Source organism: Streptomyces sp. NBC_00996 (assembly GCF_045162675.1).
GTDB lineage: Bacteria > Actinomycetota > Actinomycetes > Streptomycetales > Streptomycetaceae > Streptomyces.
In genome coordinates this window covers 2,807,988-2,832,938 of record NZ_CP108723.1, presented here as the reverse complement: position 1 = coordinate 2,832,938, position 24,951 = coordinate 2,807,988, and the positions used below count along the sequence as shown (strand labels likewise).

Annotated in this window: 17 protein-coding genes and 4 pseudogenes; 13 read left to right on the top strand and 8 right to left on the bottom strand. The window is 70.6% G+C overall.

Annotated elements, in window-relative coordinates:
- Positions 1-7 precede the first annotated feature (7 nt).
- Entirely contained in the window at positions 8-1,432 is a 1,425-nt protein-coding gene (locus OG390_RS13380; protein WP_406177645.1) for an ADP-ribosylglycohydrolase family protein, read from the bottom strand.
- 344 nt (positions 1,433-1,776) lie between these two features.
- Complete coding sequence (locus OG390_RS13375) at positions 1,777-2,994, bottom strand: ADP-ribosylglycohydrolase family protein (RefSeq protein WP_406167741.1); 1,218 nt, start codon at positions 2,992-2,994, stop codon at positions 1,777-1,779.
- Between the two features lie 298 nt (positions 2,995-3,292).
- On the opposite strand from OG390_RS13375, the gene OG390_RS13370 reads away from it, so the two are divergent.
- From OG390_RS13370 to OG390_RS13360, 3 genes are all read left to right on the top strand, one after another.
- On the top strand, positions 3,293-4,024 hold the full coding sequence (locus OG390_RS13370; protein WP_399078048.1) for a VIT1/CCC1 transporter family protein: 732 nt from the start codon (positions 3,293-3,295) through the stop codon (positions 4,022-4,024).
- A gap of 398 nt (positions 4,025-4,422) precedes the next feature.
- Positions 4,423-9,021, top strand: coding sequence for a glutamate synthase large subunit (gene gltB, locus OG390_RS13365; RefSeq protein WP_406167738.1), 4,599 nt, complete (start codon positions 4,423-4,425; stop codon positions 9,019-9,021).
- Positions 9,014-10,474, top strand: a complete 1,461-nt coding sequence (locus tag OG390_RS13360; protein ID WP_406167736.1) for a glutamate synthase subunit beta — start codon at positions 9,014-9,016, stop codon at positions 10,472-10,474. The genes gltB and OG390_RS13360 overlap by 8 nt, the downstream gene beginning before the upstream one ends.
- A gap of 352 nt (positions 10,475-10,826) precedes the next feature.
- Here the strand turns inward: OG390_RS13360 and OG390_RS13355 are convergent.
- Positions 10,827-11,308, bottom strand: a pseudogene (locus tag OG390_RS13355) (chitosanase); the annotation flags it as partial.
- Positions 11,309-11,509: 201 nt separating this feature from the next.
- Positions 11,510-12,430, bottom strand: coding sequence for a rhomboid family intramembrane serine protease (locus tag OG390_RS13350; protein WP_406167735.1), 921 nt, complete (start codon positions 12,428-12,430; stop codon positions 11,510-11,512).
- A 165-nt stretch (positions 12,431-12,595) separates the two neighbouring features.
- Here OG390_RS13350 and OG390_RS13345 point away from each other — a divergent pair, with 165 nt between their 5' ends.
- Genes OG390_RS13345 through OG390_RS13335 form a run of 3 tightly spaced genes read left to right on the top strand, consistent with a single transcriptional unit; the run spans position 12,596 to position 15,622 of the window.
- Positions 12,596-13,315: a vWA domain-containing protein gene (locus OG390_RS13345; RefSeq protein ID WP_406167733.1), complete on the top strand. Its 720-nt coding sequence runs from the start codon at positions 12,596-12,598 to the stop codon at positions 13,313-13,315.
- Complete coding sequence (locus tag OG390_RS13340) at positions 13,312-13,887, top strand: HutD family protein (protein WP_406167731.1); 576 nt, start codon at positions 13,312-13,314, stop codon at positions 13,885-13,887. Before OG390_RS13345 ends, OG390_RS13340 begins: the two co-directional genes overlap by 4 nt.
- A gap of 58 nt (positions 13,888-13,945) precedes the next feature.
- Positions 13,946-15,622, top strand: coding sequence for a cytochrome bc complex cytochrome b subunit (locus OG390_RS13335; RefSeq protein ID WP_406167729.1), 1,677 nt, complete (start codon positions 13,946-13,948; stop codon positions 15,620-15,622).
- On the opposite strand, the pseudogene OG390_RS13330 reads toward OG390_RS13335, so the two are convergent.
- The 3 genes and pseudogenes from OG390_RS13330 to OG390_RS13320 form a co-directional block, all read right to left on the bottom strand.
- A pseudogene (locus OG390_RS13330) lies at positions 15,597-16,124 on the bottom strand (acyl-CoA dehydrogenase family protein); the annotation flags it as partial. The gene OG390_RS13335 and the pseudogene OG390_RS13330 overlap by 26 nt on opposite strands.
- A gap of 525 nt (positions 16,125-16,649) precedes the next feature.
- Positions 16,650-17,123, bottom strand: a pseudogene (locus OG390_RS13325) (acyl-CoA dehydrogenase family protein); the annotation flags it as partial.
- Positions 17,123-18,268 carry an acyl-CoA dehydrogenase family protein gene (locus OG390_RS13320; RefSeq protein ID WP_406167727.1) on the bottom strand — a complete coding sequence of 382 codons (1,146 nt, stop codon included), beginning with the start codon at positions 18,266-18,268 and terminating at the stop codon, positions 17,123-17,125. The pseudogene OG390_RS13325 and the gene OG390_RS13320, both read right to left, overlap by 1 nt.
- Before the next feature lie 72 nt (positions 18,269-18,340).
- Between OG390_RS13320 and OG390_RS13315 the strand changes: the two genes are divergently transcribed.
- Genes OG390_RS13315 through OG390_RS13305 form a run of 3 tightly spaced genes read left to right on the top strand, consistent with a single transcriptional unit; the run spans position 18,341 to position 20,940 of the window.
- Positions 18,341-19,132, top strand: coding sequence for an SDR family oxidoreductase (locus OG390_RS13315; protein ID WP_406167725.1), 792 nt, complete (start codon positions 18,341-18,343; stop codon positions 19,130-19,132).
- Between the two features lie 15 nt (positions 19,133-19,147).
- Positions 19,148-19,759 carry a TetR/AcrR family transcriptional regulator gene (locus OG390_RS13310; RefSeq protein ID WP_406167723.1) on the top strand — a complete coding sequence of 204 codons (612 nt, stop codon included), beginning with the start codon at positions 19,148-19,150 and terminating at the stop codon, positions 19,757-19,759.
- Between the two features lie 23 nt (positions 19,760-19,782).
- Entirely contained in the window at positions 19,783-20,940 is a 1,158-nt protein-coding gene (locus tag OG390_RS13305; RefSeq protein WP_406167721.1) for an acetyl-CoA C-acetyltransferase, read from the top strand.
- Between the two features lie 119 nt (positions 20,941-21,059).
- Here the strand turns inward: OG390_RS13305 and OG390_RS13300 are convergent.
- Positions 21,060-21,270 (bottom strand): annotated as a pseudogene (locus OG390_RS13300) (transposase); the annotation flags it as partial.
- Between the two features lie 457 nt (positions 21,271-21,727).
- Between OG390_RS13300 and OG390_RS13295 the strand changes: the two are divergent.
- From OG390_RS13295 to OG390_RS13280, 4 genes are all read left to right on the top strand, one after another.
- Positions 21,728-21,931, top strand: coding sequence for a cold-shock protein (locus tag OG390_RS13295; RefSeq protein WP_356065783.1), 204 nt, complete (start codon positions 21,728-21,730; stop codon positions 21,929-21,931).
- 324 nt (positions 21,932-22,255) lie between these two features.
- Positions 22,256-23,761 carry a DEAD/DEAH box helicase gene (locus OG390_RS13290; protein ID WP_406167719.1) on the top strand — a complete coding sequence of 502 codons (1,506 nt, stop codon included), beginning with the start codon at positions 22,256-22,258 and terminating at the stop codon, positions 23,759-23,761.
- Between the two features lie 350 nt (positions 23,762-24,111).
- A complete protein-coding gene (locus OG390_RS13285; RefSeq protein WP_406167717.1) occupies positions 24,112-24,453 on the top strand; it encodes a hypothetical protein in 342 nt (113 codons plus the stop codon).
- Positions 24,454-24,519: 66 nt separating this feature from the next.
- Positions 24,520-24,846, top strand: coding sequence for an SCO5918 family protein (locus OG390_RS13280; RefSeq protein WP_406167715.1), 327 nt, complete (start codon positions 24,520-24,522; stop codon positions 24,844-24,846).
- Positions 24,847-24,951: the final 105 nt, after the last annotated feature.

The window sequence follows — 24,951 nt, the reverse complement described above, 5'->3', positions numbered from 1 at the left end:
GCCCGAATCATCCCTCTGGGGTGGCCAGTTCCGTCGCTTCCAGCAGATCGGCGAGTCCGATGAGGTCGGTGCCGGTGAGGCGGGGCAGCGCGCAGCCCGACAGGGTGCGGCAGGCGTCGCGCCAGGCGGCGGGGATCGCGTCGCCGCCGCCGAGCGCGCCGGTGAGCGCGCCCGCGAGCGCCGGGGCCGAGTCGGCGACCCGGGACAGACACGCGGCGGCGGGCACCGCCTCGGCGATCCGGCCGCGCGCGGCGGTGGCGAGGGCGAGGGCGACGGGGACGGTTTCGGCGGCCGCGATGCCGTAACTGTAGACGTGGTCGACGATCTGGTGCTCCAGCAGGGGGACGAGGGCGAAGGTGCCTTCGCTGTCGCGGGCGAGCTTGACCGCGTGCCGGGCGTTGCGGCCGATCTCGGTGGACTCGGGCAGTTCGCCGAGGGCGGCGTCCACGCAGGCGTCGACCTCGACCCCGGCCAGGGCGAGGGCCAGCGCCGAGGCCATGGCGCGGGCGCCGTGCACGCCATCGCCGTCCTGGGTGTACCGGGCGTCGAACTCGGCCAGTTCCGCGGCGAGTCGGGGGTCGCCCGGGTGGGCCACGGCGAGAACGCAGGCTCGTACGCAGGCCGCGTCGTCGAAGTAGTGCGGATTGTCGTGGCCGGTGGCGGGCGGGCGCAGTCCGGTGGCGAGGTTGCCGAGTCCGGCCCGTACGGAGATCCGGGCACGGAGGGGGAGCAGCGCGGACTCGACCTCGGGGGCGCGCTCGGCCGCGGCCGCGACCTCGCTGGCGATGGCGTTCCACGACAGGTCGATGGACGCCCGCATCCGCCGCTCCCGGCTCAGGTCCCCGAGGGCGCTGCCCTCCCCGCCCCGCAGCACGGCCTCCGCCGCGAACGCCGCCCACTCCGCGTCGTCCGAGGGGCCGAGCCGCAGCGGCTCCGGCGGCTGGTTCAGCGCGATCGGCACGGGCAGCGTCGTCGTCGCGTTCTGCTCCGCGAACGTGTCCAGCTCCCGCGTCAGCCGCCGCGTCCACTCGGGCATCCGCGCGGCCCGATGCCGCGCGGCGGGCCACCCGGCGGCGTCACCTGCGGCGAGCCCGAGGAGCAGCCCCTCGATACGGCGGGGGCGCGTACGGGGTGCTTGCGCGCGGAGAGCCGGGGAGAGCCCCTCGGCGGGGGGCGTCGTCGTGCCAGGCGCCGCCGTGTCGGGCAGGCCCGAGGGGGGCTCCGCCGTGGGGAGTTCTGCCGGGCGGGGTGTCGTGGTGCCGGGTGGTGCGGCGAGGGCTTGCTTCGTGTGGGGTGTCGTCGTGCCCGGTGGCTTGGCGACGGGTTTCCTCGTGCGGGGTGTCGCCGAGGGGGATGTCGTCGTGCCGGGTGGCTCGGCGGCGGGTTGCTTCGTTCGGGGTTCCGCCGAGGGGGGTGTCGCCCCGCTGAGCATCTGCGCGAGGGCGTTCTTCGTGCGGGGCTTCGCGGAGCGGGATGTCGGCCTGCTGAGCATCTCCGCGAGGGCTTCCTCCATGCCGGATTCCGCCCAGCGTGACGTCAGTGCGCCGAGCGCCTCCGTGAGAGGCTCCTCCTCCCCGGGCTCCTCTGCTCCCGGGCCCGTCGTGTGGGGCTCCGCCGGCGTCGGGCCCGTCGTGCCGGGCTCCGCCGGCGTCGGCCCCGTCGTGCCGGGCTCCGCTGAGACCGGTCCCGGCGTTCCGGCGTCCACCGCGGCGCCCGCCCCCGCGCCGGCGCCCTCGCCGGTGCCCTCTCCGGGTTCGTCCCCGACCAGGCCGGGCCTCACGGTCGTACCTCGTCGTCATCAATGGCGAGTACGTAGGCGTCCGCTACGGGAAGAACGGTTGCCGGCGCGTAGGGCAGGGCGTACGTGTCCGGGGTGGCCAGCAGGCGGCCGCCCGGGCCGGGGACCGCCCACTCGCCCCCCGGATCCCGCACGAAGCCGGTGCCACCCCCACCCCCACCCGCACCTCGCACGCGCCCCCCGGCCGCCCACTTCCCGTCGTCCCCAGGCGTGAGCAGTTCCGCCACGTCCAGTACGTGGTGGCCCTCCATGGAGGGCAGGCAGCTGCCCCGGGCCGGGCCGATCGCCGCTGCCCAGGCGGGTGGGATCGACGAGGCGCCGCGTGTGGCGCCGGCCAGCGCGCCCGCGACCGCCGCCGTCGTGTCCGCGTCGCGGCCCATGTTCACGGCGGTGAGCACGGACTCGGTGAAGGCGCCGTCGGCGGCCGCGTACGCGCCGAAGGCGAGGGCGACGGCCTCCGGGGCGAGGTCCGTCCATGGGTAGCCGCCGATGACGACCGCGGAGCGGACCGCACGCTCGCCGCGATGGGCGACGGCGACCGCCCGGCGCAGGGAGCGGGCCGTCCAGGAGTCGTCCGGGATCACCGCGAGCGCGGAGGCGACCACCGCGATCGTGGGGGCGCCCGCCATGGCCGCCGCGACGCCCGCCGCGACCGCCTGGCCGCCGTAGATGCCCTCGCCGTCGTGGCTCACCGAGCCGTCGATCGCCACGAGCCGGGCGGCTTCGGCGGGCCGACCGGCCGCGAAGACGCCGAAGGGCGCCGCGCGCATGGCCAGGCCGTCACTCCAGGCGTGCCGGTGTTGCGCCGAGATGGGGGCGGCCAGGCCGCGGCGCAGGTTTTCCAGCGTGCCGCGCTCGCTGAAGCCCGCCCCGCGGAACGGGCCCTCGTCACGGTCCGCGATCCACTGGTGCCAGGCCGACTCGACATGGGCCACGGTGAGCGCCGAACCGTGCCGGGCCAGCAGCAGGCCCGAGAAGATCGCGTACTCGGTGTCGTCCGTCCCGGCCGGGTGCTCGTCGACGTACCCCGTGATCCGGCCCCATTTCGCACGGATCTCCGACGGCTTCATGTTCTCGGCGGGCGCGCCCAGCGCGTCCCCGACGGCGAGTCCGAGCAGCGCACCGCGCGCCCGTTCGCGGAGATCGGTGGCGTCCCCCGGCGCCGGGACCGAGGGAATGCAGGCGATGGAAGCCATACGTGCCTCTCCTCTCAGGGCCCCTGTCAGGACGCGGAGCTCAGTGCTCGGAGCTCGGCGCGCGGAACCCTTTGCGGATCTGTCCCACCTTGGCGGTTGACAGGAGCCTCGCAGGCCGTGACGTCACCCGGTCGACATCTGTGCATGGATCGACACGGATGAGCGTTGCCACGTAAAGCCGCAGGTAAGCCGAGCCTTTCCTTGCTGGCGAGAGGGAAATGAAAGGCATAAGTTCAGTGTTGTCGAAAAGTAGAACTCATCCAAAGTTAGCCTTACCTTAGCAGCCTGGGGGACCCGCATGGCCATCATCGAGACCGAAGCGACACTGCACGAGGCGCACCGTGACAACCACACCCACCGTGACGTCAACGGCGGCTGGCTGCGTCCCGCGGTGTTCGGCGCGATGGACGGCCTCGTCTCCAACCTCGCCCTCATGACCGGCGTCGCCGGCGGGTCCGTCTCTCATCAGACCATCGTCATCACCGGGCTCGCGGGTCTGGCCGCGGGTGCCTTCTCCATGGCTGCCGGCGAGTACACCTCCGTCGCCTCGCAGCGCGAACTCGTCGAGGCCGAACTCGACGTGGAGAGAAGGGAGTTGCGCAAGCACCCCAAGGACGAGGAGCGCGAGCTCGCCGAGCTCTACCAGGCCCGTGGCGTCGAGCCCGAGCTCGCGCTGGAAGTCGCCAGACAGCTCTCCCGCGACCCCGAGCAGGCCCTGGAGATCCACGCCCGCGAGGAGCTGGGCATAGACCCGGGCGACCTGCCCTCCCCGACCGTCGCCGCCGTGTCGAGCTTCGGGTCCTTCGCGCTCGGCGCCCTGCTCCCCGTGCTGCCGTTTCTGCTGGGCGCGACCGCCCTGTGGCCCGCGCTGCTGCTCGCGCTGATCGGGCTCTTCGCGTGCGGCGCGGTCGTGGCCAAGGTGACGGCGAGGTCCTGGTGGTTCAGCGGGCTGCGACAGCTCGCCCTCGGTGGTGCCGCGGCGGGTGTGACGTACGTCCTGGGCAGCTTCTTCGGTACGGCCGTAGGATGATGCATCGAGCACCTATGCAAGGGACTGCATAAGTAGCCGTTACTCGGCGGTTTCGATTCCTTAACCACCGGGCATGAGCCGTAAGCGCCGCGGGCAATGACGCCTGCTCCGCACCACTCGTAGCGGGCGACGAAGCCTGCCGCGAATCGGACCGACGGTCACTGATCTGTCCGCTTAGGTCCCCTAATTCCCACCGCTGCGCGCGGTACCCCGCCGCGCCCCTGCGGTGTCCGCATGTTGGAACGCGGTATCCGGTTCCCGAGAATCGCTCCATCATGTAACCTGCGTGAAATTTTGCACCCCCAGCAGAGGGCCAACGTCGTCCCTCGGCAGATGTCTCCCCCAGAGCCTTGAAGGCCTGGGAGGAGCCCCCAGCCACGACGACGACGGGAGAGCCGATGCGTACGCCGCGCCAGCCGTCCCAGCACTCCGCGAACGGCCAGAACTGGTCCTTCATGGATGCTCGCCCTGCTGCGCAGGGTATGTACGACCCCCGCAACGAGCACGACGCCTGTGGCGTCGGCTTCGTGGCCACCCTCACCGGCGAGGCGAGCCACGCGCTGGTCGAGCAGGCGCTCACGGTTCTGCGCAACCTGGAGCACCGCGGTGCCACCGGCTCCGAGCCCGACTCCGGCGACGGCGCCGGCATTCTCTCCCAGGTTCCCGACGCCTTCTTCCGCGAGGTGGCCGGATTTGAATTGCCCCAGGCCGGTGCGTACGCGGTAGGTACCGCCTTCCTGCCCGAGGACGGCGCCGAGGCCGCTGTCTCGCAGATCGAGACGATCGCCGCCGACGAGGGTCTCACCGTCCTCGGTTGGCGCGAGGTCCCGGTCGCCCCCGAACTCCTCGGCGCCACCGCCCGCTCGACGATGCCCGTCTTCCGCCAGGTCTTCGTGACCGACCGCGAGTCGGCTTCGGAGGGCATCGACCTCGACCGCAAGGCCTTCGTGCTGCGCAAGCGCGCCGAACGCGAGGTCGGCGTCTACTTCCCGTCGCTGTCCGCGCGGACCATCGTCTACAAGGGCATGCTGACCACCGGCCAGCTGGAGCCCTTCTTCCCGGACCTGTCCGACCGCCGCTTCGCCTCCGCGATCGCGCTCGTGCACTCCCGGTTCTCCACCAACACCTTCCCGAGCTGGCCGCTCGCCCACCCGTACCGCTTCGTCGCGCACAACGGCGAGATCAACACGGTCAAGGGCAACCGCAACTGGATGCGGGCCCGCGAGTCCCAGCTCGTCTCGGACCTCTTCGGCGACAAGGGCCTGGAGCGGATCTTCCCGGTCTGTACGCCGGACGCCTCCGACTCGGCCTCCTTCGACGAGGTGCTCGAACTGCTGCACCTGGGCGGTCGTTCGCTCCCGCACTCCGTGCTGATGATGATCCCGGAGGCGTGGGAGAACCACGACTCCATGGACCCGGCCCGGCGTTCCTTCTACCAGTTCCACTCCACGATGATGGAGCCCTGGGACGGTCCCGCCTGTGTCACCTTCACCGACGGCACCCAGGTCGGCGCGGTCCTCGACCGCAACGGTCTGCGCCCCGGCCGCTACTGGGTCACCGACGAGGGCCTCGTCGTTCTCGGCTCCGAGGTCGGCGTCCTGGACATCGATCCGGCGAAGGTCGTCCGCAAGGGCCGCCTGCAGCCCGGCAAGATGTTCCTCGTCGACACCGTCGAGCACCGCATCATCGAGGACGACGAGATCAAGGCCGGCCTCGCCGCCGAGAAGCCGTACGCCGAGTGGCTGGAAGCCGGCGAGATCGAGCTCTCCGACCTCCCCGAGCGTGAGCACATCGTGCACACCCACGCCTCGGTCACGCGTCGCCAGCAGACCTTCGGCTACACCGAGGAGGAGCTGCGCGTCATCCTCGCGCCGATGGCCAAGGCCGCTGTCGAGCCGATCGGTTCGATGGGTACGGACTCGCCGATCGCCGCGCTGTCCGAGCGCCCGCGGCTGCTCTTCGACTACTTCACCCAGCTGTTCGCGCAGGTCACCAACCCGCCGCTGGACGCGATCCGCGAAGAGCTGGTCACCTCCCTGCGCTCCTCGCTGGGCCCGCAGGGCAACCTCCTCGAGCCGACCGCTGCTTCGTGCCGCTCGGTCACCCTGCCCTTCCCGGTGATCGACAACGACGAGCTGGCCAAGCTCATCCACATCAACGCCGACGGCGACATGCCCGGCATGAAGGCCGCGACCCTCTCCGGCCTCTACCGGGTCTCCGGTGGTGGTGACTCGCTCGCCGCGCGCCTCGAGGAGATCTGCGCCGAGGCCGACGCCGCCATCGAGAACGGCGCCCGGCTCATCGTCCTGTCGGACCGCCACTCGGACGCCGAGCACGCGCCGATCCCCTCGCTGCTGCTCACCGCGGCCGTCCACCACCACCTCATCCGCACCAAGCAGCGCACCCACGTGGGCCTGCTGGTCGAGGCGGGCGACGTCCGCGAGGTCCACCACGTAGCGCTGCTCATCGGCTTCGGCGCCGCGGCGGTCAACCCCTACCTGGCGATGGAGTCCGTCGAGGACCTGGTCCGCGCGGGCACCTTCCTGCAGGGCATCGAGTCCGAGCAGGCCATCCGCAACCTGATCTACGCGCTCGGCAAGGGCGTCCTCAAGGTCATGTCCAAGATGGGCATCTCGACCGTCGCCTCCTATCGCGGCGCCCAGGTCTTCGAGGCCGTCGGTCTCGACCAGGCCTTCGTCGAGAAGTACTTCAACGGCACGGCCACGAAGATCGGCGGCGCCGGTCTCGACGTCATCGCCAAGGAGGTCGCGGCGCGTCACGCCAAGGCCTACCCGGCCTCCGGCATCGCGCCCGCGCACCGCGCCCTCGACATAGGCGGCGAGTACCAGTGGCGCCGCGAGGGCGAGCCGCACCTGTTCGACCCGGAGACGGTCTTCCGCCTCCAGCACTCGACGCGCTCCGGCAGCTACGACATCTTCAAGAAGTACACGGACCGCGTGAACGAGCAGTCCGAGCGCCTCATGACGCTGCGCGGCCTGTTCGGTTTCACGTCGGACCGCCCGTCGATCTCGATCGACGAGGTCGAGCCCGTCTCCGAGATCGTCAAGCGCTTCTCGACCGGCGCCATGTCGTACGGCTCCATCTCCAAGGAGGCGCACGAAACCCTCGCCATCGCCATGAACCAGCTGGGCGGCAAGTCCAACACCGGTGAGGGCGGCGAGGACGCGGACCGGCTGTACGACCCCGCGCGCCGTTCGTCCATCAAGCAGGTCGCCTCCGGCCGCTTCGGTGTCACGTCCGAGTACCTGGTCAACGCCGACGACATCCAGATCAAGATGGCGCAGGGTGCCAAGCCCGGCGAGGGCGGCCAGCTGCCCGGCCACAAGGTGTACCCCTGGGTCGCCAAGACCCGGCACAGCACCCCGGGCGTGGGCCTGATCTCCCCGCCCCCGCACCACGACATCTACTCCATCGAGGACCTGGCTCAGCTGATCCATGACCTCAAGAACGCCAACCCGCAGGCCCGCATCCACGTGAAGCTGGTCTCCGAGGTCGGCGTCGGCACGGTCGCCGCGGGTGTCTCCAAGGCCCACGCGGACGTCGTGCTGATCTCCGGTCACGACGGTGGTACGGGTGCCTCCCCGCTCACGTCGCTGAAGCACGCGGGCGGTCCCTGGGAGCTCGGCCTCGCCGAGACCCAGCAGACACTGCTGCTCAACGGCCTGCGCGACCGGATCGTCGTGCAGACCGACGGTCAGCTGAAGACCGGCCGCGACGTCGTCATCGCCGCGCTCCTCGGCGCCGAGGAGTTCGGTTTCGCCACCGCGCCGCTCGTCGTCTCCGGCTGCGTCATGATGCGCGTCTGCCACCTGGACACCTGCCCGGTCGGTATCGCCACGCAGAACCCGGTGCTGCGCGACCGGTTCGCCGGCAAGGCCGAGTACATCGTGAACTTCTTCAAGTTCATCGCCGAAGAGGTCCGCGAGATCCTCGCCGAGCTGGGCTTCCGCTCCATCGAGGAGGCCGTCGGCCACGCCGAGACCCTCGACGTGGCCCGGGCCATCGACCACTGGAAGGCGCAGGGCCTGGACCTGTCCCCGCTCTTCCACGTGCCCGAGCTGCCCGAGGGCGCGGTGCGCCACCAGGTCATCGGGCAGGACCACGGCCTGGAGAAGGCGCTCGACAACGAGCTGATCAAGCTCGCCGCCGACGCGCTGGCCGCGGACTCCGCGACCGACGCCCAGCCGGTCCGCGCGCAGGTCGCGATCCGCAACATCAACCGCACGGTCGGCACCATGCTCGGCCACGAGGTGACGAAGAAGTTCGGCGGCGCGGGTCTGCCCGACGACACGATCGACATCACCTTCACGGGCTCGGCGGGCCAGTCCTTCGGTGCCTTCCTGCCGCGCGGTGTCACGCTGCGCCTGGAGGGCGACGCCAACGACTACGTCGGCAAGGGCCTCTCCGGCGGCCGGGTGATCGTCCGTCCCGACCGGGGCGCCGACCACCTCGCCGAGTTCTCGACGATCGCGGGCAACACCATCGCGTACGGCGCGACGGGCGGCGAGCTCTTCCTGCGCGGCCGCACCGGCGAGCGCTTCTGCGTCCGCAACTCCGGCGCGACGGTCGTGTCCGAGGGCGTGGGCGACCACGGCTGTGAGTACATGACCGGCGGTCACGCGGTGGTCCTCGGCGAGACGGGCCGCAACTTCGCGGCCGGTATGTCCGGCGGTGTCGCGTACGTCATCGACCTGAACCGCGACAACGTGAACGTCGGCAACGTGGGCGCCGTCGAGAAGCTCGACGACACCGACAAGCAGTGGCTGCACGACGTGGTGCGCCGGCACGCGGAGGAGACCGGCTCGACGGTCGCCGAGAAGCTCCTCGCCGAGTGGTCCGTCTCCGTGGACCGCTTCAGCAAGATCATCCCCAGCACGTACAAGGCAGTGCTCGCCGCCAAGGACGCCGCCGAGCGAGCCGGACTCCCCGAGTCCGAGATCACCGAGAAGATGATGGAGGCGGCGACCAATGGCTGATCCCAAGGGCTTTCTGAACCACGGCCGCGAGGTCGCCAGGACCCGCCCGGTCGACGAGCGTGTCAAGGACTGGAACGAGGTCTACGTTCCGGGCTCGCTGCTCCCGATCATCTCCAAGCAGGCCTCGCGCTGCATGGACTGCGGCATCCCGTTCTGCCACAACGGCTGTCCGCTGGGGAACCTGATCCCCGAGTGGAACGACTACGCGTACCGCGAGGACTGGTCCGCCGCGTCGGAGCGCCTGCACGCCACGAACAACTTCCCGGAGTTCACCGGCCGCCTGTGCCCCGCTCCCTGCGAGTCGGCGTGCGTGCTCGGCATCAACCAGCCCGCCGTGACGATCAAGAACGTCGAGGTCTCGATCATCGACAAGGCGTGGGACACGGGCGATGTCGCCCCGCAGATCCCCGAGCGCCTGTCGGGCAAGACGGTCGCGGTCATCGGGTCCGGTCCCGCCGGTCTCGCCGCCGCCCAGCAGCTGACCCGGGCCGGCCACACGGTCGCGGTGTACGAGCGCGCGGACCGCGTCGGCGGCCTGCTCCGCTACGGCATCCCCGAGTTCAAGATGGAGAAGCGGCACATCAACCGCCGTATCGAGCAGATGCGCGCGGAGGGCACCCGCTTCCGTACCGGTATCGAGATCGGCCGCGACCTCAAGGCGACGGACCTGCGCAAGCGGTACGACGCCGTGGTCATCGCCGCCGGTGCGACGACGGCTCGTGATCTCCCCGTCCCCGGACGGGAGTTGAACGGCATCCACCAGGCAATGGAGTACCTGCCGCTGGCCAACAAGGTCCAGGAGGGCGACTACGTGACGCCCCCGATCACGGCCGAGGGCAAGCACGTGGTGGTCATCGGCGGTGGCGACACCGGCGCGGACTGCGTGGGCACCGCCCACCGCCAGGGCGCGGCCTCGGTCACGCAGCTGGAGATCATGCCGCGTCCGGGCGAGGAGCGGAACCCGGGCCAGCCCTGGCCGACGTTCCCGATGCTCTACAAGGTCACCTCCGCGCACGAGGAGGGCGGTGAGCGGGTCTACTCCGTCAACACCACCCACTTCGAGGGCGACGAGGACGGCAACGTCCAGTGGCTGCACCTCGTCGAGGTCGAGTTCGTCGACGGCAAGCTGAACCAGAAGCCGGGCACGGAGCGCAAGATCCCCGCCCAGCTGGTGACGCTGGCCATGGGTTTCACCGGCACGGACGTCGAGAACGGTGTGGTCTCCCAGTTCGGCCTGGAGCTCGACGCGCGCGGCAACATCGCGCGTGACGCCGAGTTCGCGACGAACGTCCCGGGCGTGTACGTCGCCGGTGACGCCGGCCGCGGTCAGTCGCTGATCGTCTGGGCGATCGCCGAGGGCCGCTCGGCGGCCCGTGGCGTCGACCGCTTCCTCACCGGCGCCAGCGATCTCCCGGCGCCGATCCGCCCGACGGACCGCTCGCTGGTGGCCTGACCCCCCGGGCCGACCTCCCTTACGTGACCTGACGGTCACTCAAAAACGTCCCGTACAAAGGCGTACGGAACAACCACGGCGCTCGCCTTGTCCCCGACCGGACGTTGGCGGGCGCCGCTGGCTTTTTCGTCAACTCACCTTCAGGCCTGGAACTGCACCGTGGCATCCTCGGTGTACGCGCCCACCCTGCTCTGGGTGTAAGGGCGTTCGGTGCCGGTGAAGGTCACCAGCAGGCGCGCTCGCCGAGTTCACGCGGGCGAGCCTGGCCAAGCCGGCGCTGTGGACCACCCCGCACCATGCGGGATCCGCCGCCGACTACAAGGTATTCAGTCAGTGGGCGCGCCGAGGGGCGCTACGGCACGTGGTACCTCTCCCCGTAGACCTTCCACTTCAGCGGCGTGTGCAGATCCAGGCTCCCGTCGTACACGAACTGCCGTTGGGCCGTGTCGATGCGGGTGGCGTCGTGGTCCGGGTTCTTGGACTTCATGCTCGTACGGCGGATGTCGAGGAAGATGTCCAGGTACGACTTCTCGCTGCCGCCCTGGGAGGGCAGGTCGGCCTCGCGCAGGCGCGTTCGTGCAGGCCGAAGAAGCTGTCGGGGCTGGGGCCGGGGCCGTGCAGCACCATGGCGTCGTAGTAGATGAACTGGCCGAGGGTGCCGAGGCCGTCGAGTTTGGCGAGGCGGACCGCGGGGTCGAAGTAGACGCGGTCTCGTTCGCTGTCCTGCGCCGCGCGGAACGCGGTGACACCGGCCTCCTTGCGCCAGGCGGCCGGGAAGCCGTCGAGGCCCTCGTGGGAGTCCGTGCCGTCGACCTTGCGCAGGGAGGGGAGGTGCACCTCCGTGCGTCGGCGGGTGCGGGCGCGTGGGGGCGTGCGTCGCCACTGCGGGCGGGCGCAGGCGGATGGGTGCGGGTGCGTGGGGGTGCGCGTCGGCGGCTGTGGGTGCGTCGGGAGTGGGGCCTTCTTCCGGACGGGGCGTGCGGCGGCGACCGCGGGTGTATGGGGGAGCTCGGACTCTTCCGGTCGGGTCTGTTGCTACGCCGTTCCGTTCTTCAGCTCCATCACCTTGCCTACCGCCGACACCACCAGCAGGATCAGCAGCCCCGCGCAGGCCGCCGCCTGGATCGGGGTGCGGCGGCGGTCGCGGGGTGCGTACGCGTAGGCGAGCGTCACGACGCCGCCCGCCAGCAGACCGCCCAGGTGGCCCTGCCAGGAGGTGATCCACGCCGAGATCACCAGCCACACCAGGAGCCCTGCCATGAATTGGTTGACGCTCCGCATATCGGCCCCCAGCCGGCGGGCCATCACGTAGTACGCGGCTCCCAGGCCGAAGATCGCGCCGGACGCGCCGAGCGTGGGGGTGTCCGGCGCGATCAGCAGGACGAGGACGGAGCTGCCGAGTGCCGAGAGCAGATAGAGGGTGATGTAGCGGACGCGGCCGAGCTGGGCCTCCACGACCCGGCCGATGTTCCACAGCGAGACCATGTTCATCACGATGTGCAGGATCCCGAACGTGCCCTCGGTGGGCGGCAGATGGAGGAACGCCCCGGTCAGCAGCCGGTACCACTCACCGTCGATGACGCCCTCGGGGTGGAAGTCCGACGGGTACGGGGCCTGCCACATGTAGTGGCCGCCGTCCGGCCCCACCAGACCGGCGCCCAGCATCTCGAAGCGGTCCACCACCGACGAACGCACCAGCTCGGCCAGATAAGCGAGCACGTTGAGACCGATCAGGGCGTACGTCACCAGGGGCACTGTGGAGATCCGGCCACCGAAGGCGGTGCGGGCCTGGCGGATCGAGCGCGCCCCCTCCTTCACGCACTCCACGCACTGGTGGCCGACCGCTGCCTCGCGCATGCAGTCCGGGCAGATGTAGCGGTCGCACCGGGTGCAGCGCACATGGGACTCCACCTTGGGATGGCGATAGCAGGTGGTGACGGCGGACTCGGGCTCCACGGCCGGCTCCTCGGAGTTCAATGGGAAGGGGGGACGATCAGCCGGTGGGGTCGGCGGCGAACAAAATAGCGAACACCGGGGTGCGGGTGGGACGGCAGGGGCCGGAGTGCCCGTGGTGACGTAATCTCGGCACTCCCGTACCCCTCGTTGCAATGGGAGTCCCGCATGGCCGGAATCAGCCTCACCAAGGTGGAGGCGACCGCGCCCGCGCTGGTCAGTCTGTACAAGAGCGCGGGAGTCTCCCTCACCAAGCACGGGCTGAACGGGCAGCGGGCCGCCGTGTATCTGGTGGTCGACTACTCGGGGTCGATGAAGCCGTACTACCAGGACGGCAGTGTGCAGGCGCTCGCCGACCGGGTGCTCGGCATGGCGGCCCACTTCGACGACGACGGGACGGTGCCGGTCGTCTTCTTCTCGACCGACATCGACGCCGTCACCGACATCGCGCTCGACAACCATCAGGGCCGCGTCGAGCGGATCGTGGCCGGGCTCGGGCACATGGGCAAGACCAGCTATCACCTCGCCATGGACGCCGTCATCGACCACTACCTGGACAGTGGCTCCAAGGACCCCGCCCTCGTCGTCTTCCAGACCGACGGCGGTCCGATCAACAAGCTCGCCGCCGAACGGTACTTGTGCAAGGCGGCGAAACTTCCGCTGTTCTGGCAGTTCATAGGGTTCGGGGATCCGGGCAGCAGGCAGTTCGAATTCCTGTGCAAGCTGGATGAGTTGGCGGTGCCGCAGAAGCGGGTCGTCGACAACGCCGGGTTCTTCCACGCCGGTTCGGATCCGCGGAAGGTGTCCGACGGGGAGCTGTACGACCGGCTGGTGGGCGAGTTCCCGCAGTGGCTGGCGGCGGCCCGGGCGCAGGGGATCGTGCAGTGACGGTACGACCGCTGCCCGCCGCCGAGCGGGTCGCCGTGGCCTGGAAGAACGGGGGAGGGGTGACCCGTGAGATCGCCGCCTGGCCCGAGGGCGCGGGCATGAGCGATTTCGTGTGGCGGGTGAGCCTCGCCGACGTCGGCGCCGACGGGCCGTTCTCGGCGTTCGCCGAGGTGGACCGGATCCTCACCATGGTCGAGGGCGAGGGGATGGATCTGACCGTCGGGGGCGAACATCGTCGTGTCGATACGCGGTATGTGCCGAGGGGCTTCCCCGGCGACCTGCCGACCGACTGCCGCCTGCTCGGGGGCCCGGTCGTGAACCTCAACGTCATGTGGCGCAGGGGCGGCGATGCGACCCCCACCGTCAGGGTCGTGCGTTCTCGGCTGCCCGTCGCCGTCCCGGCGGGGCCGGCCGTGCTGGTCGTCGCACTCGACGGGACCGCCGAGGTGGCCGGACTGACCCTCGGGCGGTACGACGCCGCGCTGCTGACCGGCGAGGACGCCGAGCTGCGCGCGACGGGACGTACCGCTGTCATCGCTCTCCTGCCACAGGGGGCTGAGCTCGGCTCGTGACGCCCCGTTGGCTTCGGCCGGACGCCATGCCACCCTGGGGGGCCGAGGGGAGCGGCGTATGGGTGTGCGAGACGTCAACACCGGTCGGGATACGGGGACTTCACCTGTGGGGACCTCGAGTACCGGGCGGCGGGGCGAGGTGGGCAAAGGTGAGCGGCTCGCGGACTGGGCCGACGGGCGGCTGGGCATCTACGGGCTGGCCAAGGCCAATATGCGCAAGGTCTTTCCGGACCACTGGTCGTTCATGCTCGGCGAGGTCTGCCTCTACAGCTTCCTCATCCTGATCCTCACCGGCGTCTATCTCACCCTGTTCTTCGAGCCGAGCGGCGTCGAGGTCGTCTACCACGGCTCGTACAAGCCGCTGAACGGCATCATCATGACGCGGGCGTACGAGTCCACGCTCGACATCAGCTTCGACGTGCGCGGCGGACTGCTGATCCGGCAGATCCACCACTGGGCGGCGCTCGTCTTCCTCGCCGGGATGCTCGTGCACATGATGCGGGTGTTCTTCACCGGCGCGTTCCGCAAGCCGCGCGAGGTCAACTGGCTGTTCGGCTGGACCCTGTTGATGCTCGGCCTGATCACCGGGCTGACCGGCTACTCGCTCCCCGACGACCTGCTCTCCGGCACCGGCGTCCGCTTCGCGCAGGGCGCCATTCTGTCGGTCCCGATCGTGGGGACGTACCTGTCCTTCTTCCTCTTCGGAGGAGAGTTCCCGGGGCACGACATCATTCCGCGGTTCTTCCCGATTCACGTACTCCTGCTGCCCGGGATCATGCTGGGCCTGGTCGTCGCCCATCTGATCCTGGTCTTCTACCACAAGCACACGCAGTACCCCGGGCCCGGACGGGACCAGAAGTCCGTGATCGGCATGCCGTTCATGCCGGTCTACATGGCCAAGGCGGGCGGCTTCTTCTTCCTCGTCTTCGGCGTGCTGTCGATCATGGGCGCGATCGCGACGATCAACCCCGTGTGGGCCTTCGGGCCCTACCGCCCCGACCTGGTGACCACCGGCGCGCAACCCGACTGGTATCTGGGGTTCTCCGAGGGGCTGATCCGGGTGATGCCGGGATGGGAGATCAACGCCTGGGGCCACACCCTGCAGTTGGGCGTCTTCATCCCCTTCTCCCTCTTCCCGCTCATCATGACCGCCATCGCCGTCTACCCGTTCATCGAGGCGTGGGTCACCGGGGACAAACGCGAGCACCACATCCTCGACCGGCCGCGCAATGTACCCACCCGCACGGGGCTCGGTGTCGCCTGGCTGACGCTGTACGCCGTGCTGCTGGTCGGCGGCGGCAACGACCTGTGGGCCACCCACTTCCACCTCTCGATCAACGCGATCACCTGGTTCGTACGGGTCGCCGTCTTCGTCGCGCCCGCGCTCGCCTACGTCGTGACGAAACGGATCTGTCTGGGGCTGCAACGCCGGGACCGCGACAAGGTGCTGCACGGGCGCGAGTCCGGCATCGTCAAGCGGCTCCCGCACGGCGAGTACGTCGAGGTCCACGAACCGCTCTCGCAGGCGCAGCGGTTCACCCTCACCCAGCATGAGCAGGCGCCGCCGTACGAGGTGGGTCCGCTCGTCGACGCCAACGGCGTGGTCCGTCGGGTGGGCTCCTCCCGCCGGCTGCGCGCCCGGTTGGCCCGGGCCCTGTACGGACCCGATACGCAGATCCCGAAACCGACGGTCGAGGAGTACCGGGAGCTCACGAGCGAGGACCATCACCACTGAGACCGGCCAGCACCGCCGCCCGGCACTCGGCCGGGCTGCCCCACGCGGTGCGCAGGGCGCGGGCCTTGGTGAGCCAGAGGGAGAGGTCGTACTCGGCCGTGTAGCCGATCGCGCCGTGCAGTTGGAGCGCGGTACGGGCGGTGGCGTACGCGGCCTCGCAGGCCGTGACCTTGGCGGCGGCCACATCGGCCGGGGCCATGGACAGGGCGGCCCCGAAGAGGAGCGGCCAGGCGAACTCCAGGGCGATCTTCGCGTCCGCCAGCCGGTGCTTCACGGCCTGGAACGAGCCTATGGGTACCCCGAATTGGCTTCGCTGCTTCACATAGCCGACCGTCCGGTCGAGGAGCGCGAGCCCGACCCCCAGGGCTTGGGCAGCGGTGGCGAGCCGAGCCCACGCTAGGGCCTGGGCGGCAGCGCGAGCCACGTGGGGCCCCGTGGCGACGAGCTCACCGCCCGAGAGGGGGAGGGTGAGCCGGCGCGCGGGGTCGAGGGAGGGACGAGGGGACGCGCGGGGGGGTGTGGGGGTGTCGGGAATTCGGGAGGTCGTGGGCGTGCCGGGGGTTCCGGACGCCGCGGTGGTGCCGGGGCTCCCCAGGGGCGCGGAGATCCCGGAGGTCTGAGGGCCCCCGTGTCCCGGCGCGCCCGCTCCCGTTGTGCCGCTGCCGCTGCCGCTGCCGCTGCCGCTGCCGCTGCCGCTGCCGCTGCCGCTGCCGCTGCCGCTGCCGCTGCCGCTGCCGCTGCCGCTGCCGCTGCCGCTGCCGCTGCCGCTGCCGCTGCCGCTGCCGCTGCCGCTGCCGCTGCCGCTGCCGCTGCCGCTGCCGCTGCCGCTGCCGCTGCCGCTGCCGCTGCCGCTGCCGCTGCCGCTGCCGCTGCCGCTGCCGCTGCCGCTGCCGCTGCCGCTGCCGCTGCCGCTGCCGCTGCCGCGGACCGGTGCTTGCTCTGTCGCGTCGTGCGATGCGGGCGACGCGCCGCCGTTGTCGGTGTCGTCGGCGGTTGTCGGTGTCGTGGTCGGCGTGGAGGCGTGTACCGGCGCCTGTGTCAGGTGCAATTCGGAGGTCTCACCGGTGCTCCGCACGGCCAGGTGCACTTCCGCCGCATCCCCGTCGAGCAGGTACGGCGCCCCGCCCGGGATGACCAGCGTGGCCACCGCCTCGCCCGACGCGAGCGTCGGCAGGAGGCGCTTGGCCGGGCCCGATTCGCCGAGCGAGGACAGGAGCGCGGCCGTCGCCACCGTCTCCACCAGGGGGCCCGGCACCGCGTGTCGACCCAACTCCAGGAAAGCGACGGCCAGTTCCGCGGGAAGGGGGCCCACCCCCTCGTACGCCTCGGGTATCGCCAGCGCGAAGACGCCCGCGTCGGCGAGGCGGGACCACAGGGCGCGGCCCGGCTCGTGGTCGCCCGCGGCCCAGGCGCGGACGGCCGTGGGCGTGTCCGCGGAGGTCAGCATCGCGTCCAGGGAGGCGGCGAAGGCGCGCTGCTCGGTGTCGAGGAGGAAACGCATCAGCGGCGTCCCTTCGGGAGGCCGAGCAGCCGCTCGGCGATGATGTCGCGCTGGATCTCGTTGGTGCCCGCGTAGATGGGACCCGCGAGGGAGAAGACGTACCCCTCGGACCAGGCGGTGTCCGCCAACTCGCCTTCCGGTCCGAGGAGATCGAGCGCGGTCTCGTGCAGCGCGATGTCGTACTCGGACCAGAAGACCTTGTTCAGGCTGGACTCCGGGCCGAGGCTCTCGCCGTCGAGGAAGCGGGAGGCGTGGGCGTACGTGAAGAGCTGGTAGGCGCGGGCGCCGATCACCGCGTCGGCCACCCGGTCGCGCAGGGCCGTGTCCGTGGGGTCCGCCCGGGCGCGCCAGAGGGACACCAGCCGGTCGGCGGCGGCGAGGAAGCGGCCCGGTGAGCGCAGCGTCAGCCCGCGTTCGTTGCCCGCGGTCGACATGGCGACCCGCCAGCCCTGGCCCGGCTCGCCGATCACATCGTCGTCCGGGACGAACACGTCGTCCAGGAAGAGCTCGGCGAACGCCGGTCTGCCGTCCAGACGGCCGATCGGGCGGACCGTCACGCCCGGTGCGCGGAGGTCGAACATCAGGTAGGTCAGGCCCTGGTGGGGCTTGGGGGTGTCCGGATCGCTTCGGAACAGGCCGAACGCGCGATCGGCGAACGCGGCCCGTGACGACCAGGTCTTCTGCCCGCTCAGCAGCCAGCCGCCGGCCGTGCGCACCGCGCGCGAGGTGAGGGAGGCCAGGTCGGAGCCCGCCTCGGGCTCGGACCAGGCCTGTGCCCAGATGACCTTGCCCGTGGCCATCGACGGCAGCACGCGCGCGCGTTGCTCCTGGGTTCCGTGGTCGAAGAGTGTCGGCGCGAGAAGGCTGATGCCGTTCTGGCTGACCCGGCCCGGCGCGCCCGCCGCGTAGTACTCCTCCTCGAAGGCCAGCCAGCGGACGATGTCCGCCCCCCGTCCGCCGTACGCCGTCGGCCAGGACACCACCGACCAGCGGTCCGCGGCCAGTTCGGCCTCCCACGCGCGGTGCGCGGCGAAGCCCTCCTCGGTCTCCAGCGAGGGGAGGGGGACGGCCGGGACATGGGCGTCGAGCCAGGCCCGGGCCTCGGCGCGGAACGCCTCGTCGGCGGGCGAACGGGCGAGATCCATCGGCGGCACCTTTCGGTGGTGATCTCTGCGGCAAGCTTCCCTAACAAGTGTTTGGTAGGTTAGCGTGGAGTCATGACAGACGTCGAGGGTCCGGAGTACGTGCCTGGGCACGGGCTGCTGCGGGGGCGCACCGCCGTTGTCACCGCAGCGGCGGGCGCGGGGATCGGCGGGGCCACGGCGCGCAGGTTCCTGGAGGAGGGCGCGCGCGTACTGATCAGCGACGCGCACACACGGCGGCTCAAGGAGACCGAGCAGGCACTCGCCGAGGAGTTCGGTGCCGCGAATGTCGCCGCACTGCCCTGCGACGTCACCGACGAGGACCAGGTCCAGGCCCTCTTCGACACGGCCGCCGACCTGCACGGCGGCCTGGACGTCGTCGTCAACAACGCCGGCCTGGGCGGCGCTTCGGCGCTCGTCGACATGACCGACGAGCAGTGGTCGAAGGTGCTCGACGTAACGCTGAACGGCACGTTCCGGTGCACCCGGGCAGCCCTGCGCCGACTCAAGGAGCAGGAGGGGGGCGGGGTCGTCGTGAACAACGCCTCCGTCGTCGGCTGGCGCGCCCAGGCCGGCCAGGCCCACTACGCCGCCGCGAAGGCCGGCGTCATGGCGCTCACCCGATGCGCCGCCATCGAGGCCGCCGCGTACGGAGTGCGTGTCAACGCCGTGTCACCGAGCCTCGCCATGCACCCGCACCTCGCCAAGGTCACCACGCCCGAGCTGCTCGAAGAACTGACCGCGCGCGAGGCCTTCGGACGCCACGCCGAGCCCTGGGAGGTGGCCAACGTGATCGTGTTCCTGGCGTCGGGCTACTCCTCGTACATGACGGGCGAGGTCGTCTCCGTCAGCAGCCAGCACGCCTAGGACGACAATGGGACCGTGCCTACCAAGAAGAAGCCCCAGGTGACCGCCTCGCCGGAGCGCCGACGTGAACTCCTCGACACCGCCGCCGAGGTTTTCGCCGAGCAGGGCTACAACGCCACCACCGTCCGCAAGATCGCGGACGAGGCCGGGATGCTCGCGGGCAGCCTCTACTACCACTTCGACTCCAAGGAATCGATGCTGGAGGAGATCCTGCGGACCTTCCTCGACGAGCTCTGGAACGGGTACGACGCCGTCCTGGACGCCGAACTTGGTCCCAGGGAAACCCTGGAGGCCCTGATCACCGAGTCCTTCCGGGAGATCGACCGGCACCGCGCGGCCGTCGCCATCTACCAGAAGGAATCCAAGCACCTAGCCGCCCAGCAGCGCTTCGCGTTCCTCGCCGAGTCGCAGCGCAACTTCGAGAAGGCGTGGCTGAGCACGCTGGAGCGTGGCGTCGACGCCGAGGTCTTCCGGGCCGACCTCGACATCCGGCTCACCTACCGGTTCGTGCGCGACACCGTGTGGGTCGCCGCGTCCTGGTACCGGCCCGGTGGACAGCACAGCCCTGAGGAGATTGCCCGGCAGTACCTGTCGATGGTCCTCGACGGGATCTCCGTACGCGAATAACCCATGTCTGCGAGGGAGTTGTCATGTCCGAGGCCTACATCGTCGAAGCGGTCCGCACGCCCGTCGGGCGGCGCGGGGGAGGCCTGAGCGGTGTCCACCCGGCCGACCTCGGAGCACATGTCCTCAAGGCCCTGGTCGAGCGGTCCGGAGTCGACCCGGCCGCCGTCGAGGACGTCGTCTTCGGCTGCCTGGACACGGTGGGGCCGCAGGCCGGTGACATCGCCCGCACCTGCTGGCTGGCGGCCGGGCTGCCCGAGGAGGTGCCGGGCGTCACGATCGACCGGCAGTGCGGGTCCTCGCAGCAGGCGATCCACTTCGCCGCGCAGGGCGCGCTGTCCGGCACCCAGGACCTGGTGGTCGCCGGTGGCGTCCAGAACATGTCGCAGATACCTATCGCCTTCGCCTCCCGCCAGGCCGCCGAACCGCTCGGTCTCACCGAGGGCCCCTTCGCGGGCAGCAAGGGCTGGCGGGCGCGCTACGGCGACCGGCCCGTCAACCAGTTCCACGGCGCCGAGCTGATCGCCGCCAAGTGGGGTATCAGCCGCCGTGACCAGGAGGAGTTCGCGCTCCGCTCCCACCAGCGGGCGATCCGCGCCATCGACGAGGGCCGCTTCGCGCGCGAGGCCGTGGCCTACGGGGAGGTCACGGTCGACGAGGGTCCGCGCCGGGACACCTCGCTGGAGAAGATGGCCGGCCTGAAGCCGGTCGTCGGGGGCGGCACCATCACCGCAGCCTGCTCCTCCCAGGTGTCCGACGGCGCCGCTGCGATGCTGCTCGCCTCGGAGCGAGGGGTCCGCGAACACGGGCTGACGCCCCGCGCGCGGGTCCACCACCTCTCGGTGCGCGGCGAGGATCCCATCCGCATGCTGTCGGCCCCCATCCCGGCCACGGCGTACGCCCTGAAGAAGACCGGCATGTCCATCGGCGACATCGACCTCGTCGAGATCAACGAGGCCTTCGCTCCGGTCGTCCTCGCCTGGCTGAAGGAAACCGGGGCCGATCCGGAGAAGGTCAACGTCAACGGTGGCGCGATCGCGCTGGGGCATCCGCTCGGCGCCACCGGGGTGAAGCTCATGACGACGCTCCTCCATGAACTGGAGCGCACCGGCGGCCGGTTCGGCCTCCAGACCATGTGCGAGGGCGGCGGCCAGGCGAACGTGACGATCATCGAGCGGCTCTGAGGCGACGGGCGGTGCCCCTATGGGTTTCGTCAACCCATGAGGGCGGGTTGTGGGTCGTGGAAGGTGCCGTCGCAGAGCATCGCGAGGAGCAGGTCGGCTCGCCGTCCGGCCGGACGGATCGAGCACGGCAAGGACGGCCGGGTGCTGCAACCGTGGCCCCAGGACCCGTTCCAGGGAGGGGCGGATCTGTGTGAGCAGGCCGTGGAGTCGGTTGGCGACCCCGGTCGCTTCGTCGGCCAGGTCGTCGTCGAAGCCCACGCTCATCTCCAGCTCGGCGATCGTCTCGTCCTCGCCGCCGATTACCCGCAGCGTGTGGGGCATCGCGGGAGCCTCAGTTCGCCTCGTACTTCATCGAACTTGTCCCAGGCCTCGATAAGGTCCTTCGGGAAGTCCCGCCCGGTGGACGGGACTTCGGTGCCGACGCCGGTCGGAACCGCGGGTCCGCGAGGGGATCTCGACGAGCCGCCGCCCCTCGAATCCTCGGCAGAAACCATGGGCCCCGGGCACGCCAATATCTGTGCCTGCAAAGTGAGAATTGAGCTTGAAGCGCGGTGAATATTACTCACTCGACAGGCATGGCGGAGTTATTTGTCGCGCACGGCCGATCGCACCGTGCTACTCTCGATCTCAGTTGCAGTTGTGGTTCCCGAAATCTTGCAGGTGTTCCCACCAATTCATTCCAGTGGGGATTCTTTATGGCTCCGGTTATTTCCGGCAGGGTGATCATCGCGGCGACACGGAGTACACACAGCGTGAACCCCGAGCACCGCCCCGAAGGAGAAATAACATGGCTTCCGGAACCGTGAAGTGGTTCAATGCAGAAAAGGGCTTCGGCTTCATCGAGCAGGACGGTGGCGGCGCTGACGTCTTCGCCCACTACTCGAACATCGCCGCCCAGGGCTTCCGCGAGCTGTCGGAGGGCCAGAAGGTCACGTTCGACATCGCGCAGGGTCAGAAGGGCCCGACGGCCGAGAACATCGTTCCCGCCTGACGTCGGCACGTACTTCGCAGCTGGGGCCCGCACCTTGGGTGCGGGCCCCAGCTCGCTGCGTTTCAGGAGATTCGCGACCCACTCTCCAGGGTCCCGTCCGAGCTCCGGACGAAAATCCGTCGGGCCTTCATACGGAGCGACCGGCACCCTCGCAGGAATCGCACCATGCGCTCCGGCGAAGCCTCCCGTGAGTAATCCCCCCCGGCCGATCCGATTTCCCATCCGGTTCGGCTCCCATTTTCTTCGGCTCGTTCTTGCAATTCTCTGCGCTGCTCGTTTTCTGCGGGAATTCCTTGATACGCGCCACGTCAAGGAAGGTTCCACGTGAACCGCACGCGCACAAATGAGCGCTTCGCCCGCACTCGCACCGGAAATCCGGGCTTCGCGAGGGGCGGAAACCGCACCGGCTCCCCGCGCCGTCCCGAAGGCCACGGACGCCGACAGACCTCGCCCCAGGGCGAGTTCGCACTGCCGAAGACGGTCACCCCGGCACTGCCCGCCGTCGAGGCGTTCGCCGATCTCGATATGCCGGCGCAGTTGCTGCGCGCGCTGGACCACGAGGGCGTGACCGTACCGTTCCCGATCCAGGCCGCGACCCTGCCGAACTCCCTGGCGGGCCGTGACGTACTGGGCCGTGGCCGCACCGGTTCGGGCAAGACCCTTGCCTTCGGCCTCGCCCTGCTGGCCCGTACGGCCGGCCGACGCGCCGAGCCGCGGCAGCCGCTGGCCCTCGTCCTCGTACCCACCCGCGAGCTGGCCCAGCAGGTCACCGACGCCCTCGCTCCGTACGCCCGCTCCGTGAGGCTGCGGCTGACCACCGTGGTCGGCGGCATGTCGATCGGCAAGCAGGCCGGTGCGCTGCGTACGGGGGCGGAGGTCGTCGTCGCCACGCCGGGTCGGCTCAAGGACCTCATCGACCGTGGCGACTGCCGCCTGGACCACGTCGCCGTCACCGTGCTCGACGAGGCCGACCAGATGACCGACATGGGCTTCATGCCCCAGGTCACCGAGCTGCTCGACCAGGTGCGGCCTGGAGGCCAGCGGATGCTGTTCTCGGCCACACTGGACCGCAACGTCGATCTGCTGGTCCGCCGCTACCTGACCGACCCCGTGGTCCACTCCGTCGACCCGTCCGCGGGCGCGGTGACCACCATGGAGCACCACGTACTCCACGTGCACGGCGCGGACAAGCACCGGACGACGACCGAGATTGCGGCCCGGGACGGCCGGGTGATCATGTTCCTGGACACCAAGCACGCGGTGGACCGGTTGACCGAGCACCTCTTGAACAGTGGTGTCCGGGCCGCCGCCCTGCACGGCGGCAAGTCCCAGCCGCAGCGCACGCGGACCCTGTCCCGCTTCAAGTCCGGGCATGTGACGGTGCTGGTGGCGACCAATGTCGCGGCACGGGGGATCCACGTCGACAATCTCGACCTGGTCGTGAACGTCGACCCGCCCAGCGACCACAAGGACTACCTGCACCGGGGAGGCCGCACGGCCCGCGCCGGTGAGTCCGGCAGCGTCGTCACGCTGGTGACCCTCAACCAGCGCCGCGACATGAGCCGGCTGATGGCCGCCGCCGGCATCACCCCGCAGACCACACAGGTGCGCTCGGGCGAAGCCGAACTGAGCCGCATCACCGGTGCCCAGGCGCCCTCGGGCATCCCGGTCACCATCACCGCGCCGGCCACGGAACGTCCCCGGCGCGGCGCATCCTCCCCGTCCTCCTCGTCCCGCGGCCGGCGTGGTCGCGTCGGCCGGGGCCGGTCCACCGGCGATGCGGCACGCCGCACGGCGCAGCGCTCGTCCGCCGTCGACGCGGCCGCCTAGATCCGGACTTCGCAGGTCGCTGAAAAGGTTCGACGCAGCAGCCTCTCAGCGTCCGCGAGTGACCGGGGCAGCCCTTCGTCGGCGGCTCGCGGCCGATCCCGCCCGCCGGACGATCGAACCCGACCTGTTGATCTTCACGATCGGGTGACCTGCGAAGTCCGGGCCTAGACCGTCGCGGTCCGCACCGTCGTACCCGAGCCCGTCGCGGCCCGCACCGTCATACCCGAGCCCGTCGCGCCCGGCCCGTCGTGACCGGAAAATCCGCCCGTCCCCGCAGGAGGCATCCTTTGACACCGGCCCAGACTCGGCAACGCCCCGCACACCCCCTCCCCTCGGTTTCGGCCGGGGCCATGGACCTGTCCGGACCGCAGGTCTGTGACGACATGACCGTCGAGGTGGCGCTGTCCGTCATGGTCGGTGCTCGTGTCGGGTTTCTGGTCCTGTGCGACCGGGACGAGCAGGTCACGGGGTCGATCACCCGGACCCGGCTCGTCGCTGTCCGCGACAGCTCCGCCTATACGGACCGGCTCCGGCTGCGGGACGTCCTCGGCGCCGACGGGCCGTCCGCCCCGCCTGTGACCACGACGACGCCCGGAGCCGGGCACGCGACGCGGTGTCGGCAGCCCGGCGCCCCGTCCGTCATCGCCGGCGAGCACGGTCCCGCCCTGGGCGCTCTCGCAATGTCCCGCTGATCGACCCCGTCCCGACCCCAGCCGGCCCGGTCCCCTTCTTCCTTCCCTGTGATCTTGTGAGGCATCATGCGCTGCGTCATCGCCCGGTTCCCGTTCGACCTCACCAAGAGCGGGGTACTGACCTCGATGAAGGGTGTGAAGCCGGAGACCATCACGGGTGAGTCCGTGCTCATCGGCCGCCGCCACTACCCCGTCAAGCAGGTGGGCGAAGTCATCACCCGGCAGGACCGCCGCGACTTCACCAGCGGAGAGGTCACCCGGGCCATGGCGCGGCTCGGCTTCACCTGCCGAAGCGGCCATGAGGCCACGCCCGTCCCGCATGCTTCGCACGCCCCCACGCCGCTCGAGACCGCCTCGGCGCTGCTCGGCAGCCCCACCCCCCTGGGGGTGTGACGACGACCGCCGGAAGCTGATCCACCGGACGGCGTCCGGCACAGGACAGCGATGAAGGGCCCTGCCGACGCGCGTCGGCAGGGCCCTTCATCGCTGTCGGCGTCC

What these genes read in the sequence shown, in the direction of transcription:
- OG390_RS13345 (WP_406167733.1), top strand. Translation starts at nt 12,596, where the DNA reads ATGGCCGGAATCAGCCTCACCAAGGTGGAGGCGACCGCGCCCGCGCTG.
- OG390_RS13335 (WP_406167729.1), top strand. Translation starts at nt 13,946, where the DNA reads ATGGGTGTGCGAGACGTCAACACCGGTCGGGATACGGGGACTTCACCT.
- OG390_RS13375 (WP_406167741.1), bottom strand. Translation starts at nt 2,994, where the DNA reads ATGGCTTCCATCGCCTGCATTCCCTCGGTCCCGGCGCCGGGGGACGCC.
- OG390_RS13285 (WP_406167717.1), top strand. Translation starts at nt 24,112, where the DNA reads ATGGACCTGTCCGGACCGCAGGTCTGTGACGACATGACCGTCGAGGTG.
- OG390_RS13360 (WP_406167736.1), top strand. Translation starts at nt 9,014, where the DNA reads ATGGCTGATCCCAAGGGCTTTCTGAACCACGGCCGCGAGGTCGCCAGG.
- OG390_RS13380 (WP_406177645.1), bottom strand. Translation starts at nt 1,432, where the DNA reads ATGCTCAGCGGGGCGACACCCCCCTCGGCGGAACCCCGAACGAAGCAA.
- OG390_RS13295 (WP_356065783.1), top strand. Translation starts at nt 21,728, where the DNA reads ATGGCTTCCGGAACCGTGAAGTGGTTCAATGCAGAAAAGGGCTTCGGC.
- OG390_RS13280 (WP_406167715.1), top strand. Translation starts at nt 24,520, where the DNA reads ATGCGCTGCGTCATCGCCCGGTTCCCGTTCGACCTCACCAAGAGCGGG.
- OG390_RS13320 (WP_406167727.1), bottom strand. Translation starts at nt 18,268, where the DNA reads ATGGATCTCGCCCGTTCGCCCGCCGACGAGGCGTTCCGCGCCGAGGCC.
- OG390_RS13305 (WP_406167721.1), top strand. Translation starts at nt 19,783, where the DNA reads ATGTCCGAGGCCTACATCGTCGAAGCGGTCCGCACGCCCGTCGGGCGG.
- OG390_RS13370 (WP_399078048.1), top strand. Translation starts at nt 3,293, where the DNA reads ATGGCCATCATCGAGACCGAAGCGACACTGCACGAGGCGCACCGTGAC.
- OG390_RS13315 (WP_406167725.1), top strand. Translation starts at nt 18,341, where the DNA reads ATGACAGACGTCGAGGGTCCGGAGTACGTGCCTGGGCACGGGCTGCTG.
- gltB (WP_406167738.1), top strand. Translation starts at nt 4,423, where the DNA reads ATGCGTACGCCGCGCCAGCCGTCCCAGCACTCCGCGAACGGCCAGAAC.